The organism is Psychrobacter sp. PG1, assembly GCF_014897815.1.
Taxonomy (GTDB): domain Bacteria; phylum Pseudomonadota; class Gammaproteobacteria; order Pseudomonadales; family Moraxellaceae; genus Psychrobacter.
In genome coordinates, this window is record NZ_JABUZG010000061.1 from 69,456 (window position 1) to 84,823 (window position 15,368).

The following is a 15,368-nucleotide window of genomic DNA, read 5'->3' on the forward strand; positions in this document are numbered from 1 at the left end:
AGTGTCTCTGTTTGTTTAATCACAAACACCGACTGGTTCATTGCTGATTATCTAAAACTTTGTGATACGAGGTCTTTAATTTTAAGACTTTAGCTTCATAAAGTCATATCGGTGATTTTGGTTGATTGTCTTAATGCCAAAAATATCCCACCCATCAAAATAACCACCACTAGGGGTCTGTATGTTGCGAATTGTCGATGAAGCCTTAACCTTTGATGACGTTTTATTGTTGCCAGCTTATTCTGAAGTCTTGCCAAAAACTGCCGATCTGACTACCCGTTTGACCAAAAATATCACGCTGAATCTACCGCTGATTTCTGCCGCGATGGATACCGTGACCGAATCTGAAATGGCCATTACGATGGCACAGTTAGGCGGTATGGGTATCTTGCACAAGAGCATGGATATCGCCAAGCAAGCCACACAAGTACGTCGCGTCAAAAAATTTGAAGCAGGTACGGTCGTAGATCCGATCACTGTGCATCCAGAGATGACGATTGGTGATCTGCTACAGCTGACGCAAGATAATAATATCTCAGGCGTACCTGTGGTAGAAAGAGGTACTGATAATGTCGTGGGTATTGTGACTCACAGAGATTGGCGCTTTGAAACCAATCTGTCTTTGCCAGTCAGCAAAATCATGACGCCAAAAGATCAGTTGGTCACAGTACATGAAGGTGAAAGCAATGAAAACATCAAGCGTCTGCTACATGAACACCGCATTGAAAAAGTCATTGTTATCGACGATCATTTCCGCTTACGTGGTTTGATTACGGTTAATGATTTTGCAAAAGCTGAAAACAATCCAAATGCTTGTAAAGATGAGCAAGGTCGTCTACGTGTTGGTGCTGCTGTTGGTACTGGTGCAGATACCCAAGCGCGTGTTGAAGCGTTAATCGCTGCTGACGTCGATATCATCGTGGTTGATACCGCACATGGTCATTCAAAAGGCGTGATTGATAAGGTGTCTTGGATTAAAAAGCACTATCCACACGTACAAGTCATCGGTGGCAATATCGCAACAGGGGATGCTGCACTTGCACTACGTGATGCAGGCGCTGATGCGGTGAAAGTCGGTATTGGCCCTGGTTCTATCTGTACTACGCGTATCATCGCTGGTATCGGTGTGCCGCAAATCTCAGCCATCGATAACGTCGCTAGCGCATTAAAAGACAGTATTCCACTAATTGCTGATGGTGGTATTCGCTATTCAGGTGATATGGCAAAAGCTATTGCCGCTGGTGCTTCGTGCATCATGGTAGGCTCATTGATGGCTGGCACTGAAGAAGCGCCGGGTGAAGTTGAGCTGTTCCAAGGTCGTTACTACAAAGCTTACCGCGGTATGGGTAGCCTTGGTGCGATGTCAGGCTCAAATGGTTCATCAGACCGTTACTTCCAAGATGCCAAAGATGGTGTAGAAAAATTAGTACCAGAAGGTATCGAAGGCCGAGTTCCTTATAAAGGTCCAGTTGCTGGTATTGTTAATCAGTTGGTTGGCGGTTTGCGCTCATCAATGGGTTATACTGGCTCTGCGACCATCGAAGATATGCGTACCAATCCACAGTTCATTAAAGTGACATCGGCGGGTATGAAAGAGTCGCATGTCCATGATGTTCAAATCACTAAAGAAGCACCGAACTATCGTGTGAACTAAAAGGTGTTTTATAATCCTGCATTATGTCAACGATAGCTATTTTGCAGGGCTGCAGTGACTTTAAGATACAAACAGCCAACAATGCCTTGTTATTGTTGGCTGTTTTTTTTGTAAAATACACAAGCGGATTATAATAATAACTACTTAGACTGTTTATACGTTATTGTTTGCGTATTCGTCTGGTTTTCACTCTTAGATTTGGGAGCATACATAATGAGCTACTTTGGCACCGATGGTATTCGCGGAAAATTCGGTGAGTCGCCGATCACACCAGACTTTATTTTAAAATTGGGCTATGTGACGGGACGTGTGCTGATAGAGAATAATGACAATCCTGCGCGCAAGCCAAGCGTGGTCATCGGTAAGGATACGCGGCTGTCAGGTTATGTGATTGAAGGCGCATTGCAAGCAGGATTTAACGCCGCTGGTGTTGATGTTCACATGCTTGGACCATTACCCACACCAGCGATTGCGCATTTGACCCGTAGTTTTAATGCAGATGCTGGGGTAGTTATTTCAGCGTCGCACAATCCTTACTATGACAACGGTATCAAGCTGTTTTCAGGTGATGGCAAAAAGCTGACTGATGAGATGCAAAACTCTATTAATGATAAGCTAAAAGCGATTATGAGTGCCTCTGAGGCAGACAATAATGTGATCATGCCTATTCTTGATCCAGCACAATTGGGGAAAAATAATCGAATCAATGATGCCAAAGGTCGCTATATCGAATTCTGTAAAGGCAGTTTTCCTTATCAGTACGACTTGAGTCATCTGACTGTCGTCGTAGATTGTGCCAATGGTGCAGGCTATAGCGTGGCACCAAGAGTCATGCGTGAGTTGGGTGCCAATGTGATTGCTATTAACAATACGCCTGATGGCATCAATATCAATGCCGACTGCGGCTCTACCCATCCTGAAGGCTTACAGAAAGCAGTGATTGAGCACGAAGCAGATGTTGGTATCGCACTAGACGGTGATGGCGATCGTATTGTGATGGTTGATGAGGCTGGTAATCTGGTCGACGGCGATGGCATTTTATACGTACTTGCTACCCAATGTCAGACTAAGGCGAAAGGTGTGGTTGGTACGCTGATGAGTAATATGGGCTTAGAGTTGGCACTCAAAGCGGCAGACATTAAATTTACGCGTGCAAAAGTAGGCGATCGTTATGTGATGCATGAGCTTGAAGCGAATGGCTGGATACTGGGCGGCGAACCATCGGGTCATATTCTATGTTTAGATAAGAGTCGTACGGGCGATGCCATTATCGCCGGCTTGCAAGTGCTTGCGGTAATGCAAGCACGTGGTAAAGCGCTCAGTGATTTGACCGAAGGCTTTGAAAAATTGCCACAGAAACTGGTCAATGTACGCTTAAGTAAAATGCAAGATCCGTTTGAGCATGAAGAGCTGGTTGCTGCTTTTGCAAAAGCACAGGCCACTTTAGAGGGTCGCGGTCGTCTGCTCATTCGCCAATCAGGTACAGAACCTATGATACGTGTGATGGTTGAGTCGGATGATGAAATAGAATGTGATGTATTGGCAAATGATTTGGCTGACCATATCAAAGCAGTATTGGGTTAAAGTGATAATGTAGTTATATTAAGATAAGGAATATTTTATGAGCATGGATTTTACCGATCAGCGTTTGTCATACGAAAAAGGTGAGCTTGATCAACAGTCCGTCCCAGACTCTCCATTTGAGCTACTAAAAGAATGGATGAATGAGGCATTAGCACAAAAGGTGCAAGAGCCTTATGCGATGAGTCTGGCGACGTGCGGTGCTGATAATAAACCTAGCGTGCGCATCGTACTTATGCGTGAGATTACCGAAAATGGTGTGGTGTTTTATACCAATTATGAAAGTGCTAAAGGTCAAGATATTGCCGAAAACCCGAATGTCGAAGCGCTATTCTTTTGGCAAGAGCTGGAGCGTCAAGTACGTATTAGTGGCAGTATTGCTAAAATCGATGCTAATAAGTCAGCTGCTTACTTTCAAAAGCGTCCTCACGACAGTCAAGTGGGTGCGTGGGTCAGTCAACCTCAAAGTGGCGAAGTTGCTGATCGTGAGGTGATGCAAACCAAGTTTGATGAGCTACAAAATCAGTATCCAGAAAGTAGCCAAGTGCCAACACCAGAATTTTGGGGTGGTTACGAGATTAGCATTCATGAAATTGAGTTTTGGCAAGGTCGTGCCAATCGTATGCATGACCGTATTGTCTATACTAAAGACAATGGTGAAAGCTGGAGTACCAAGCGTTTATTACCTTAAACATATTTGCTGTTTATATTTAGATATAAGCAGAGAGTGATTTCTTAGGTGCTGTTGCTGCTCTAAACAGCAACAGCACCTAATTTTATTAAAAGCTTTATGGTATAAGCTCGAGTACTTGCGACTTTTTTAGCTTTCCTGGGAAGTTTCCTGTAAATATACGGCAATATAAAGTTTTGTCGTTCTCTAAGTATGTTGAAGAATCAAGTTTGATGCTATAGATGTATTGATCTGAAAGTGTGTCAGCAGTAGGTTTGGTGTTTTTAGGAATATTGCCGCTCAAATAATTATTCGAAGAGTAGTCAGGAATGTATTTATCACCATAGATTCGTTTATCGTTGATACAATGTATATAACTCCCTGTATTTCTAGTTGATTCACGTATTGAAAAATTAGCTTCTGACAAAAAAGTTATTTCATAATATGATGATGTCCGTTTAAACTCGACCAATTGAACTTCCGTATTTTTATGATTTTTTATGCACCCTGATAAAATGAGTAAAGCACTTAACCCTATTATCTTATTCCGCATTATCATTCCTTTCATATAGTCAATTTATCATAAACTGACTATAAACATACGCAGCATCAAAAATGATGAATAGTAGCAAGCAAATATTCTTTTACCTTTCGTTTCTTTGAGTATCGACATCGACCGATACCGACATACCGGGGCGCAATTGCGCAAGCTCAGGTTGTCCTTGCTCTAAATCTATTCGTACCGGAATACGCTGAGCGATTTTAATATAGTTGCCAGTTGCAGGGTTTGCCGCGCCCGCGCTAAATTCACTGCCAGTCGCTGGCGAGATATTGCTGACATGACCTCGAAACGTAGCGCCGCCTAGCGCATCCACATGAATAGTTGCAGGCTCACCGACAGTCATATTTGCCACTTGGGTTTCTTTAAAGTTGGCAATAATCCACACGCCTTTTGGCACCACATACATGAGCTGTGTACCCGCGCTGACATATTGCCCAGCTTTGACGCTGACTTGACTCAGTTGTCCTGATTCAGGGGCAGTAATAATCGTATTGTCTAAATTAATCTGTGCTTGCTTAGCAACTGCTTCTGCATTTTTAATATTGGCATCGAGTGATGAGCGGCTACCACTGGTTTTTTTGCTGGCCTCAAGGGCGACTTGTAAATTGGCTTCTGCTTGCTGCACGCCAGCTTGTGCTTGAGCGAGCTGAGCTTGGGCATGAGCAACTTCTGCTTTGGATACTGCGCCAATCGCATCAAGCCCTTGATAGCGCTTTACATCTTCGCGTGCACTATCAACGCTAACTTTGGCACTATATAAGTCCGCTTTACGTGCTTCGATTTGCGCCTGACTGGTACCCGTATCTTGCGCATTGCTTGAGCGGTCGGTCATAGCGACTTCGATATTGGCTTGTGCTTGTTCGAGCTGCTGCAAAAAGGCACGGTCGTCTATCTTGACCAATAAATCACCTGCTTGTACATTTTCAAAATCTTGCACTGCCACTTCTGTGACATAGCCAGAAACTTGTGGGCTGATAATCGTTGTTTGACCTTTTATAAAGGCATTATTAGTCTGCTGAACCGTAGGCGTAAAGGGCGGTAGCTTCCACGCATAAAGAATCAAAAGTACGCCAATAATAATTAGTGCAATCAATAAGCCTAGGTTAAAGTAAGATTTCTTTTTAGGCGACCAACCCGTAGCGTCAGGAATAGGCTCTTTTGGCGGCATTGGCGTTTCATCAGCATCAGCAACGGACGTTATTACCGAGTCCTCTGTTTTCGGTATAGTCACAGTATCATCATTTTTCGATTGTTTTAGAGGCATCTCTATTGCTGCTGCATTGGATGATGTCTGATTGTTTTCAGCAGTATTTTGGGTAGCATCTTGAGCGGTGTCTTGATTATGGTCATCAAGATCATTTAACTTGTCTTCGCTCATGATGCGCTCCTAATGAGATTAGTAAACATAGTGGATAACTTTTTAAAATATAGTAATTAGCATAAGAAGAAAAGGTAACAGCAACAAATCGATATGATTATCACCTATTATTTTTTGCCCATCATTTCTGCCAATGCGGCAAGTTCTTTACCAAGTGGATTGCGTTTATGATAAAGGTAATAAAAATAAATCATCAATAAATATAGCGCGGTGATAGTGGCGCCCACAGCCATCAAAAAGAATAAATCGTCATAAGCGGCGACCGTGGCTTGACGTTGCACACCCTGTAGCATTTGGGTCATCGTAGCAGGATCAGTGGTATTCATTGAACTGACCATATCGGCATAATGCATCTGAGTACGAATGGTGGTAAATGCTTGAATACCTGCCGCGCCTGCCAAACCACCGACCGTTTGTGAAATACCAAAAATAACCGAAAAGCTAATAATATAGGCAGGTCCGTTAGCAATGGCGCGAAACATACCTTCAAATACCATTGGTCCCATAAAGTAAACGGCAGCAAAAGCGATTATAAACTGACTGAAATAGAACATATAAGGGGCAGAGTTTAGCGACACACCCGTATCTACCCATGCACCAATCGCAATCAATGCAACCGCAAAAATCACTGGTCGGCGCAGATCCGTCGCCTTGGTGGTAAAAATGCTAATCACTAATGCCAGTATGCTAGCCACCAAGATGATGGCATAAAAAACAATCAGCTGGTCATTACCATAACCAAGGTTTGCTAATAATCCTGCGGCGCCCACACTTTGCTCAGACAGCAAAATACGCATGACGGCACCAGTAATCATAAAGGCAATAATGGTGCGACTACGCATCCAGCGCACTTGTAACATAGGGTTTTTGCGGTGCGTCTCAATCCATAAAGCAATCGAGATAGTCACGACGGCAATAATCAGTGGATAGCTAAGCCAAGGCATTGTCCACCATTGAATTCTACCTTGTACTAAAAATACGGATAGGGCGGCAAGACCACTGGCAAAAAAGCCAAAACTCACCAAATCAAGTTTTTCAAAGACCTTTTCCGTGTTGCCCGGTGGTAGCTCAAGAATGTTAATAAGCCCAAAGCAAATCAGCGATAATCCCACTTGAAATAAAAATAAACCTTCAAGCTGACCATCAACGGCTAAATAAGGCGAGATAATCCGTGACAGTGGAATGCCAAACTGCACCAAGCCAAAGCCCAAAATAAGTCCGCTGATACGCCGAGCGGTTGGCATGCCTTGTAGACAATAAAAAATAGACAATACCGTCATCGCACTAGCCACCACACCACTAAAGCCACGGGCGAGCAGTTCTAAATAATAAGGCTCAATGCTAACCCCAATCGTCGTACTGAGTAGATTGCTACTGACCAACCACTGCATACTGGTGGCTGCCAATAAAAAGAACAAAGTGATTTTGCTAAATAACGACATGCCAAATTGCTGGCGAATTTTGTACAGCAGCACCGTGACACAAGCATTGGTCATATTGTAAGCGACTGATATCCAGCCACCTTCTACTGGTGTTAAGCCCATTTCACCTTGGATTTGAGTGAGATTCGCGACCAATAGACCATTCTGAAAGCTGGCAGTTAAGCCAATAAATATTCCAATCAGTAAATAAAATACTTTACGGTGCACAGGGTGATCAGGGGTGGCAGGCGAGCCAAGCATGAATGGTCGTTCATGGGGCTTAAACTGGTATTCAGTACTCATGGATGGATAATCTGCGTAGAGGGATAAAATGGTGTATAGCCGTTGTTAAACAAGCATCGCGCTCGTTGGATAGTCATGAAGCTCAAGACGTTCAAAGTCATTTAATAAAAAGCCATTTAACAGAAAGTCATTTAGTAGACTGATAAAACCAAAAAAGTATTCTAAACCCTGTTTTGAATATTTTATCATAATTTTTGTTGAGCATTTATCACGCATAACTCACACATTGAAAATCAAGTTAAAAGATAGATGCAGCTGTCTGTCAATGATAGACGATAAGAAACACAGTGCTATAGTCAGAGCACTTTTAAACCGCTACGGTGTTACCCGCCTTAGATGTACTCAGTGTACTATCTGCGGTCGGTCGCCTTGTAGCGATTCTAAAATTCCTTGACTGTATGTCACATAGCTACGACTCAGGTCATTTTTGCCCATAAAAAACAGCTCTATAAAGAGCTGTTTTTTATACATTAAATAGTCGATAAACAGTTAGACCATGGTACTAAATAGAGTGATCATAATTCGCCTCTAAACGCATGGCACGTTGATAGCTATCAAGACTGGCAAGTTGTAAAGCATACTGTTTGATATGCGGATAATCATCTAACGCTTCGCGCTTAGCCAGCATGATTAAGTCAAAAGACAGCATAAAGTCAGCGCCGCTTAGCTTATGACCAACGATAAATGACTTATCTGCAACTTCCTCGTTTAGATAGCTCAACAGTCTGTGTTTTTCTTGACTGATATAACCATCTAAAAACTCGTTATCGACGATACCGGCTTTTTTGGTAAATAGCTCCAGTAATAACGGCAACATGAGCGAGCTTTCAGCAAAGTTAATCCATTGCAGATAATGTCCATAGTCTATGCTATGAGTCGTAGGACGTAAGCGCTCTGGCGCAAATCGCTCAATCAATAACTCAGTGATTGCACCCGACTCAGCATAAAGTTGACCATCCATCTCGATAACCGGAGATTTACCGAGTGGATGTACCGCCTTTAAACTGTCTGGTGCCAAATGAGTATTAGGATCGCGTTGATGACTAATGATCTCATAAGGCACGCCCAGCTCTTCTAAAAGCCATAAAATACGTAATGAGCGAGACTGGTTGAGATGATGTAAGCGAATCATGATAGTGGCCTTTTTGCATGGTCTATTATATTAACGTTAAAAAGATATTAACCTTTCAGCTTAGTGATTAAGCGCTTGGCAGCTTCCTCTGATGACGCTGGGTTTTGTCCCGTAATCAGCAAGCCATCTTCGACCACAAATGATTCCCAATCAGCGGCTTTTTCATAGTTACCACCATTGGCTTTTAGTGCATCTTCTACTAAGAATGGCACGACATCTGTTAGACCAACGGCGTCTTCTTCTGAATTGGTAAAGCCAGTCACTGTTTTGCCTTTGACTAAATACTCACCGTCAATTTTGACATTTTTAAGAGCGGCTGGAGAATGACAAACAAAGGCGACAGGTTTGTCTTGTTTGACAAACGTCTCAATCAAATTGATCGAATTTTTATCAACTGCCAAGTCCCATAGTGGACCATGACCGCCTGGATAAAAGACTGAATCAAAATCTTCAGCGTTCATATCAGCGAGTTTTTCAGTATTGGCAAGATGCTTTTGAGCATCGCTGTCTTCTTTAAAGCGCTTGGTATCTTTCGTTTGCGTGTCTTCAGTATCGCTGCTCGGATCAAGCGGTGGCTGCCCGCCAGCAGGAGAAGCAAGTGTCACATTGACGCCCGCATCGATAAAAGCGTAATAAGGCGCGGCAAATTCTTCTAGCCAAAAGCCCGTTTTTTTGCCAGTATCGCCCAACTTATCATGTGAGGTTAGTACCATTAAAATATTCATAATCGTCCTTATTTATTATTAATGTTGTCTTTAAATCATGGATTGTTAGCAGTCATGCTTAATTAATCATCTGTAATCAATATGAGTATTTGCAATGACTGCTAGCGGTATTCATAGAACAGTATTCATGGTTGAGAGGTCATTTTCAGTGGTTGTCTTAGCAAGTTATGTTGTTAAGTCGTTATTTGCGATTCAACCAACTGATAACCATTGGTTCTGTTATTCAACCTCAGAAACTTTAACCACTGTTTTACCGAAGTTATCGCCATTTAGCATGCGAACAAAGGCATTTGGTGCATCGTCTAAGCCTTCAGCGATATATTCTTTGGTTTTAACATCGCCTGACTCGACCCATTTGCTCATGGTTTTTAAGAATTCTGGGAAGTGATCGCCATATTCTTCAAAAATAATAAAACCTTTGATGGTGAGACGACGGCTTAGAATGTTGCCCATTAATACGCCTAGACGATCTTTACCATCAGGTAGCTCAGTGGCGTTGTATTGCGAGACCAGACCACAGACTGGGATACGTGCATGCGCATTTAATAATGGCATAACGGCATCAAATACTTTGCCACCGACGTTTTCGTAATAGATATCGATGCCATCTGGGCAAGCCGCTTTTAATTGCTCGGCAAAGTCATCCGCTTTATGGTCAATACAGACATCAAAGCCTAGCTCATTGACAGCAAAGTCACATTTTTCCTTGCCACCAGCCACACCAACGGTACGTAAGCCATATTGGTTGCCAACTTGACCTACCGTTGCACCAACGGGCCCCGTTGCGGCAGCGACGACCAAAGTTTCTCCTTTTTGCGGCTTACCGATGTCGGTCAAACCCATGTAACCGGTAAAGCCTGGCATACCTAGTACGCCTAAACCATAAGATGGATTTGACATGTTTTTGTCAAGCTTTAAGACGCCTTCGCCATCACTGACGCTATAGTCTTGCCAGCCTGAGTTTGAGACCACTAAGTCACCCACAGCAAATTTGTCGATATTGGATTCAACGACTTGGGCAACCGTGCCACCCATCATGACATCACCCACTTCTAGCGGATCAGCATAGCTTTTCGCATCGCTCATACGTCCACGCATGTATGGGTCTAATGATAAGTAAACGGTACGCAGCAGCATTTCATTGTTATTTGGCGATGGGATATCGCTGGTTACCATGTCAAAGTTTTCAGCTTTTGGCTCACCTGTTGGACGGCTTGCCAATTTAATTTGACGGTTTGTTTTTTGATTTTGTTGTTTATCAAAGCTCATTATCAGATTCCTTTTCTATTTATTGATTTTAAGATTCTATTGATTTTAATATTTACTGGTGAATGGAGTAGTTGCTCAGCACTGAGTAACTACTATAAATAGCATAACAATATGTGTTTCTTATTACGGTGGTGTTTTTATTAAGCAGCTTTGCTACTAATAGCACGTTGTAGAATACGACGTGACACTTCTAAATCATTGTTGCTGTGCTCACCTAACTGAACCATGTTGTGCGCTTCAAGCTGCTTGATAATTGGGTCAATAGCTGACGCATCAAGTTCTGCATCTTCTAAACTGACGGGCAAGCCAAGGTCGCGGAAGAAGTTTTCGGTACGGACAATAGCGGCTTCAATGACAGCGTCTTCGTCTTGATGGGTATCATCAAGCGTAATATTCCAGACATTATGTGCATATTGAAGTAGTTTCTCTTTTTTGCTGTCTTTCAACTCGCGCATTACTGAGGGTAATAAAATGGTTAGGGTGCGGGCATGATCGATGCTGTGTAACGAGGTTAGCTCATGACCGATCATATGTGTCGTCCAGTCTTGCGGTACGCCTGCACCGATTAGACCATTGAGTGCCATGGTCGCTGTCCACATAATATTCTTACGAGTTTCTAAGTTTTCTGGATCTTGTTTAACGATACGACCTTCATCAATGAGGATTTTCAGCAAGCTCTCAGCAAAGGCATCTTGCACTTTTGCATTGACTGGATACGTTAGGTACTGTTCCATGACATGGACAAAGGCATCCGCAACACCATTCATCACTTGACGCTCAGGTAATGTCAGTGTTTTGATTGGATCTAATATTGAGAATTTAGGGAAGGCAAGTGCGTTGCCAAATGGTAGCTTAGCTTGACGTTCACTATAATTGATGACGCCGCCTGAGTTCATCTCAGAGCCAGTGGCTGGAATGGTCAAAACAGCACCCAAATCGATGGCAGAATCAATGTCTCTGCAATAGCTGGTTAGTGCATTCCATGCTTGTTCGCGTGAGACAGTCGTGCCATCTTCTTCAGTAAGTGACGATACCAATGCCACAAATTTGCTACCATCAATGACTGAGCCGCCACCGACCGCTAGCAAAAAGTCAATATTGTGCTCATTGACCATGTCTGCAGCTTTTAAAAGAGTCGTGAATTCTGGATTGGCTTCAATACCACCAAATTCGAATACGGTACGTGTACCGCTCGCAGCCAAGGCTTCTTTTACTTCGTCTAGCGTACCTGTGCGCTGTGCCGAACCGCCACCATAAGTGATAAGTACACGGGCATCAGTCGGTACCAATTCCGATAGTTGTTTGATTTGACCTTCACCAAAGACGATACGTACTGGATTGTAATATTGGAAGTTATTCATAGTATTCCTAAAATCATTAAATATTTGTGTTGGACGTATTGGGTGCAAAAATCTCAGTGGCAAATTAGCCTTTCGTTTTTACAACTGTGGGCATTGTACATTAAATAGACCAGTCGTCTAGTAATTTTTACAAAACTCTCTTATAACTCAATTTTTTGCTTTAGATATAGGGAAGTATAAATGGCTAAAAAGCGTTTAACGCACGAAATTAGCGTCCCAATTGAGAAGTAGTCATCTGCCATACTTCTGCAAGCGGTGTATTGGTTTGGCTAATCTTGGCGATTAAACTGGCACCAAGCCAAGCAAAATACCAACGTTTGGCCATGCTCTCGGCCGCGATATTGTCAGGTTGTGGTACAGAGTCATCCGCCCAGCCTGCTTTGATTTGTTCGGCAAGCCAACTGATGGTCTGCTGATAACCAGCATTCAGTGCGATGCGCATAGGTTCAGACAGATCTGCAACCTCAGCGCTGAGCTTAACCACCAAGCACTTTTCATGATCACAGCCATTTTGCTGGGTGTCATACCAGCTTTGAAAGTAATCATAAATCTTTTGCTGAGCATTAACTTTTTGACGACCAATGGCGTCTAAGCGTATCTTATAGTCAGTGAAATAATGACTGATGATAGCTTCACCGAACGCTTCCTTTGAGGCAAAATAATGGTAAAAAGAGCCTTTAGGAATACCGGCTGTGTCTAGTATTTGTTTGATACCGACGGCAGTAAAACCTTTTTTGGAAATCAGTTGATAGCCTGTTTCTAACAGATGCGTTTTGGTATCTGGTGGGATTGTGGTTGAGGCCGCAGACATAATGGTAATGTCCTCCTATATTTTTTATGAATGTATTTCAGAGATAAGGTATGGCGAATAATGCTACTTAGCGCGCTATTAACAATTATTCATGATACTTTCTATGGGTCGATGCAGATTTTTATCGTTGCTTATAATGAGTGCTTATTGTCAGGGTTGATATGGTCACGTTACGTTTTTTCAACAATACTTGCTGACAAAATACGCTTATTTGTATGAGGTCTATGGTAGCATTAGACCAGTCGTCTAGCAAGTTTCGTTTTGATGTGCTTAATCAAATGTCGCGAGCGCAGGCTATTTAATATAAATAACTGTGTTAAGGGTTATTTTTTATCTGCCTCAATTTGCTAGCCATACTGTTTTATTGACAACCAACATAACATCCATAAAATAAATGAGAAGAATTATGTTAACTGATACCGATAATACCAAAGCCAATGCCTATAATGATTTCCACCTCCAGTACATTGCAGGGGAATGGCAAAGCGGTCAAGATGATAGCGTCAATACCAACACCAACCCCTACAATGGCGATACACTTGTAAAGATTCAGCAGGCGACAGAAGCACAGCTTAATGAAGCTTATCAAGCAGCAAGTGCGGCACAAAAAGAGTGGGCACAGCAAACGCCAGCGACACGAGCAGGTGTACTATATAAAGTGGTTGAGATTTTAGATCAGCGCCAAGATGAAATCGTCGATTGGCTCATTAAAGAGTCGGGCAGTACCCGTGTTAAAGCCATGGTGGAGTTTGCTGCTACCCGCGGCATTACCCTTGAGGCTGCGACTTTCCCCAGTCGTGTACATGGCGAGATTCGTCCATCTAACACCCCTGGCAAAGAAAACTTTGTTTACCGTGAGCCCATCGGTGTCGTCGCTGTCATTAGTCCGTGGAACTTTCCATTACATTTGACCCAACGTTCTATTGCACCAGCCTTAGCACTTGGTAACGCTGTGGTACTCAAGCCTGCGAGTGATACTCCAGTGACTGGTGGTTTGCTGCTAGCAAAAGTATTCGAAGAAGCAGGTTTGCCAAAAGGCTTGCTCAACGTGGTGGTTGGCTCAGGCAAAGAGATAGGAGATGCGATCGTTGAACACAAAACCCCAAGCTTTGTATCATTTACTGGCTCTACTTCAGTCGGTAAGCGCATTGGCGAGTTGGCTAATGGCGGCGACTACATTAAACAAGTAGCGCTTGAGTTGGGTGGTAACAGTCCATTTGTGGTACTAAAAGACGCTGATATTGAGCAAGCGGTCAAAGCAGCCGCCTTTGGGAAGTTCTTACATCAAGGTCAAATCTGTATTGCTATCAATCGTATTATCGTTGAAGACGAGATTTATGATGACTTTGTTGAGCGTTTCTTGGCACACGTTAAAACGTTAAATGTCGGCGATCCGAGCAAACAAGACACGGCGGTTGGTCCGATTATTAACAAAAAACAAGTCGAATCGTTGAAAGAGAAAATCGCTAATGCGCAGCAAGAAGGTGCAAAAATGATACTAAGTGGTGAGATTAAAGGACAAGTTGTACCGCCGCATATCTTTACTGAAGTGACGCGCGAGATGGATTTGTCACGTAATGAGGTATTTGGACCATTGGTCGGTATCATTCGTGCCAAAGATGAAGATGATGCGTTATCGATCGCCAATGACTCAATGTTTGGTCTGTCGAGTGCGGTATTTACAAAAGATATGGCAAAAGGCATACGCTTTGCTCGCGGTATCAGAGCAGGCATGACACATATTAATGATATTTCAGTCAATGATGAAAGTAACTTACCATTCGGTGGCGAGAAAAACTCAGGTATTGGTCGTTTTAACGGTGAGTGGGTGCTAGAAGAGTTTACTAGAACGCACTGGATATCTATGCAACATGAGCCACGCGAGTATCCGTTTTAAGCGATGTATATTTTCAATGCTCTAAATTGAAGTTTTAATAATAAAAAAGCCTGCAAATAAGCGGGCTTTTTTTATGGGAACGTTGAAAGTGTGATTATTTAAGGTGAAAGCCTAGCAAGTCTTGTATCTCCTCGACGGTCATATGTCTAACGAGCGCCTGATCTTCTACCGACAGGCGATTGGTGTGTTCTTTTATCATAGTATGGATACTACGAGCGACCTCAGAGGTGCTAGCATAATACATTTGCGGCTCTTCTTTGGTGAGTTTCATCAAAAACTTATCGATGATTTTGCGCTTTTCATGGGAAGCGTGTTCTTGAGTCATGACATTCTCCTAGTTATAAACCATCTAAGCAGTCAGCTCAGTGATAGTCAATGCTTATGGCTAGTATAACGCAGATAACAACGAGGATAGCGACTTAAGTTGAACGGGTAACACGCTCTATACTGTGTGTCACATTCTAAAATATTATCATCTAGCGCCTGATATCCACGTCCTTCTAGGGCGTGGATATCAGGCGTCAACCGTTGTCACCTAAGATTGAACATACCTTGATAACCAAATACATTGAGATCATAATTACCCCATGAAAACGCTCAAACT

The 15,368-nt window shown here is 42.8% G+C and carries 13 protein-coding genes; 4 read left to right on the forward strand and 9 right to left on the reverse strand.

Annotated elements, in window-relative coordinates; genetic code table 11:
- The first annotated feature begins 181 nt into the window (after nt 1-181).
- The 3 genes from guaB (at nt 182) to pdxH (ending at nt 3,926) form a co-directional block, all read left to right on the forward strand.
- Nucleotides 182-1,654, forward strand: a complete 1,473-nt coding sequence (guaB, locus tag INT03_RS09915; protein ID WP_045454296.1) for an IMP dehydrogenase — start codon at nt 182-184, stop codon at nt 1,652-1,654.
- 213 nt (nt 1,655-1,867) lie between these two features.
- Entirely contained in the window at nt 1,868-3,238 is a 1,371-nt protein-coding gene (glmM, locus tag INT03_RS09920) for a phosphoglucosamine mutase (RefSeq protein ID WP_193008821.1), read from the forward strand.
- Nucleotides 3,239-3,281: 43 nt separating this feature from the next.
- Nucleotides 3,282-3,926: a pyridoxamine 5'-phosphate oxidase gene (gene pdxH / locus INT03_RS09925; protein ID WP_193008836.1), complete on the forward strand. Its 645-nt coding sequence runs from the start codon at nt 3,282-3,284 to the stop codon at nt 3,924-3,926.
- A gap of 97 nt (nt 3,927-4,023) precedes the next feature.
- On the opposite strand, the gene INT03_RS09930 is transcribed toward pdxH, so the two are convergent.
- From INT03_RS09930 to INT03_RS09965, 8 genes are all read right to left on the reverse strand, one after another.
- Nucleotides 4,024-4,458: a hypothetical protein gene (locus INT03_RS09930; protein ID WP_193008822.1), complete on the reverse strand. Its 435-nt coding sequence runs from the start codon at nt 4,456-4,458 to the stop codon at nt 4,024-4,026.
- Nucleotides 4,459-4,549: 91 nt separating this feature from the next.
- Nucleotides 4,550-5,845, reverse strand: a complete 1,296-nt coding sequence (locus INT03_RS09935) for an HlyD family secretion protein (RefSeq protein WP_193008823.1) — start codon at nt 5,843-5,845, stop codon at nt 4,550-4,552.
- A 107-nt stretch (nt 5,846-5,952) separates the two neighbouring features.
- The gene (locus INT03_RS09940) at nt 5,953-7,569 is read right to left on the reverse strand and encodes an MFS transporter (protein WP_193008824.1); all 1,617 of its coding nucleotides are present in this window, start codon (nt 7,567-7,569) and stop codon (nt 5,953-5,955) included.
- 502 nt (nt 7,570-8,071) lie between these two features.
- The gene (locus INT03_RS09945; RefSeq protein ID WP_193008825.1) at nt 8,072-8,701 is read right to left on the reverse strand and encodes a glutathione S-transferase family protein; all 630 of its coding nucleotides are present in this window, start codon (nt 8,699-8,701) and stop codon (nt 8,072-8,074) included.
- 47 nt (nt 8,702-8,748) lie between these two features.
- Complete coding sequence (locus INT03_RS09950) at nt 8,749-9,426, reverse strand: type 1 glutamine amidotransferase domain-containing protein (RefSeq protein ID WP_045446333.1); 678 nt, start codon at nt 9,424-9,426, stop codon at nt 8,749-8,751.
- A gap of 219 nt (nt 9,427-9,645) precedes the next feature.
- Nucleotides 9,646-10,695, reverse strand: a complete 1,050-nt coding sequence (locus INT03_RS09955; RefSeq protein WP_060491217.1) for an NADP-dependent oxidoreductase — start codon at nt 10,693-10,695, stop codon at nt 9,646-9,648.
- Nucleotides 10,696-10,835: 140 nt separating this feature from the next.
- Nucleotides 10,836-12,056, reverse strand: coding sequence for an iron-containing alcohol dehydrogenase (locus INT03_RS09960; protein WP_193008826.1), 1,221 nt, complete (start codon nt 12,054-12,056; stop codon nt 10,836-10,838).
- Between the two features lie 208 nt (nt 12,057-12,264).
- Nucleotides 12,265-12,867 (reverse strand): TetR/AcrR family transcriptional regulator, encoded by a 603-nt coding sequence (locus tag INT03_RS09965; protein WP_193008827.1) that lies wholly within the window; start codon nt 12,865-12,867, stop codon nt 12,265-12,267.
- 406 nt (nt 12,868-13,273) lie between these two features.
- Between INT03_RS09965 and INT03_RS09970 the strand changes: the two genes are divergently transcribed.
- On the forward strand, nt 13,274-14,764 hold the full coding sequence (locus INT03_RS09970; protein WP_193008828.1) for an aldehyde dehydrogenase family protein: 1,491 nt from the start codon (nt 13,274-13,276) through the stop codon (nt 14,762-14,764).
- Between the two features lie 94 nt (nt 14,765-14,858).
- Here INT03_RS09970 and INT03_RS09975 read toward each other — a convergent pair whose 3' ends face one another.
- Nucleotides 14,859-15,089, reverse strand: coding sequence for a hypothetical protein (locus INT03_RS09975; protein ID WP_045454282.1), 231 nt, complete (start codon nt 15,087-15,089; stop codon nt 14,859-14,861).
- Between the last annotated feature and the right edge of the window lie 279 nt (nt 15,090-15,368).

What these genes read in the sequence shown, in the direction of transcription:
- guaB (WP_045454296.1), top strand. Translation starts at nt 182, where the DNA reads ATGTTGCGAATTGTCGATGAAGCCTTAACCTTTGATGACGTTTTATTG.
- INT03_RS09950 (WP_045446333.1), bottom strand. Translation starts at nt 9,426, where the DNA reads ATGAATATTTTAATGGTACTAACCTCACATGATAAGTTGGGCGATACT.
- INT03_RS09955 (WP_060491217.1), bottom strand. Translation starts at nt 10,695, where the DNA reads ATGAGCTTTGATAAACAACAAAATCAAAAAACAAACCGTCAAATTAAA.
- INT03_RS09970 (WP_193008828.1), top strand. Translation starts at nt 13,274, where the DNA reads ATGTTAACTGATACCGATAATACCAAAGCCAATGCCTATAATGATTTC.
- INT03_RS09940 (WP_193008824.1), bottom strand. Translation starts at nt 7,569, where the DNA reads ATGAGTACTGAATACCAGTTTAAGCCCCATGAACGACCATTCATGCTT.
- INT03_RS09945 (WP_193008825.1), bottom strand. Translation starts at nt 8,701, where the DNA reads ATGATTCGCTTACATCATCTCAACCAGTCTCGCTCATTACGTATTTTA.
- INT03_RS09960 (WP_193008826.1), bottom strand. Translation starts at nt 12,056, where the DNA reads ATGAATAACTTCCAATATTACAATCCAGTACGTATCGTCTTTGGTGAA.
- INT03_RS09975 (WP_045454282.1), bottom strand. Translation starts at nt 15,089, where the DNA reads ATGACTCAAGAACACGCTTCCCATGAAAAGCGCAAAATCATCGATAAG.
- INT03_RS09930 (WP_193008822.1), bottom strand. Translation starts at nt 4,458, where the DNA reads ATGCGGAATAAGATAATAGGGTTAAGTGCTTTACTCATTTTATCAGGG.
- INT03_RS09935 (WP_193008823.1), bottom strand. Translation starts at nt 5,845, where the DNA reads ATGAGCGAAGACAAGTTAAATGATCTTGATGACCATAATCAAGACACC.
- glmM (WP_193008821.1), top strand. Translation starts at nt 1,868, where the DNA reads ATGAGCTACTTTGGCACCGATGGTATTCGCGGAAAATTCGGTGAGTCG.
- INT03_RS09965 (WP_193008827.1), bottom strand. Translation starts at nt 12,867, where the DNA reads ATGTCTGCGGCCTCAACCACAATCCCACCAGATACCAAAACGCATCTG.
- pdxH (WP_193008836.1), top strand. Translation starts at nt 3,282, where the DNA reads ATGGATTTTACCGATCAGCGTTTGTCATACGAAAAAGGTGAGCTTGAT.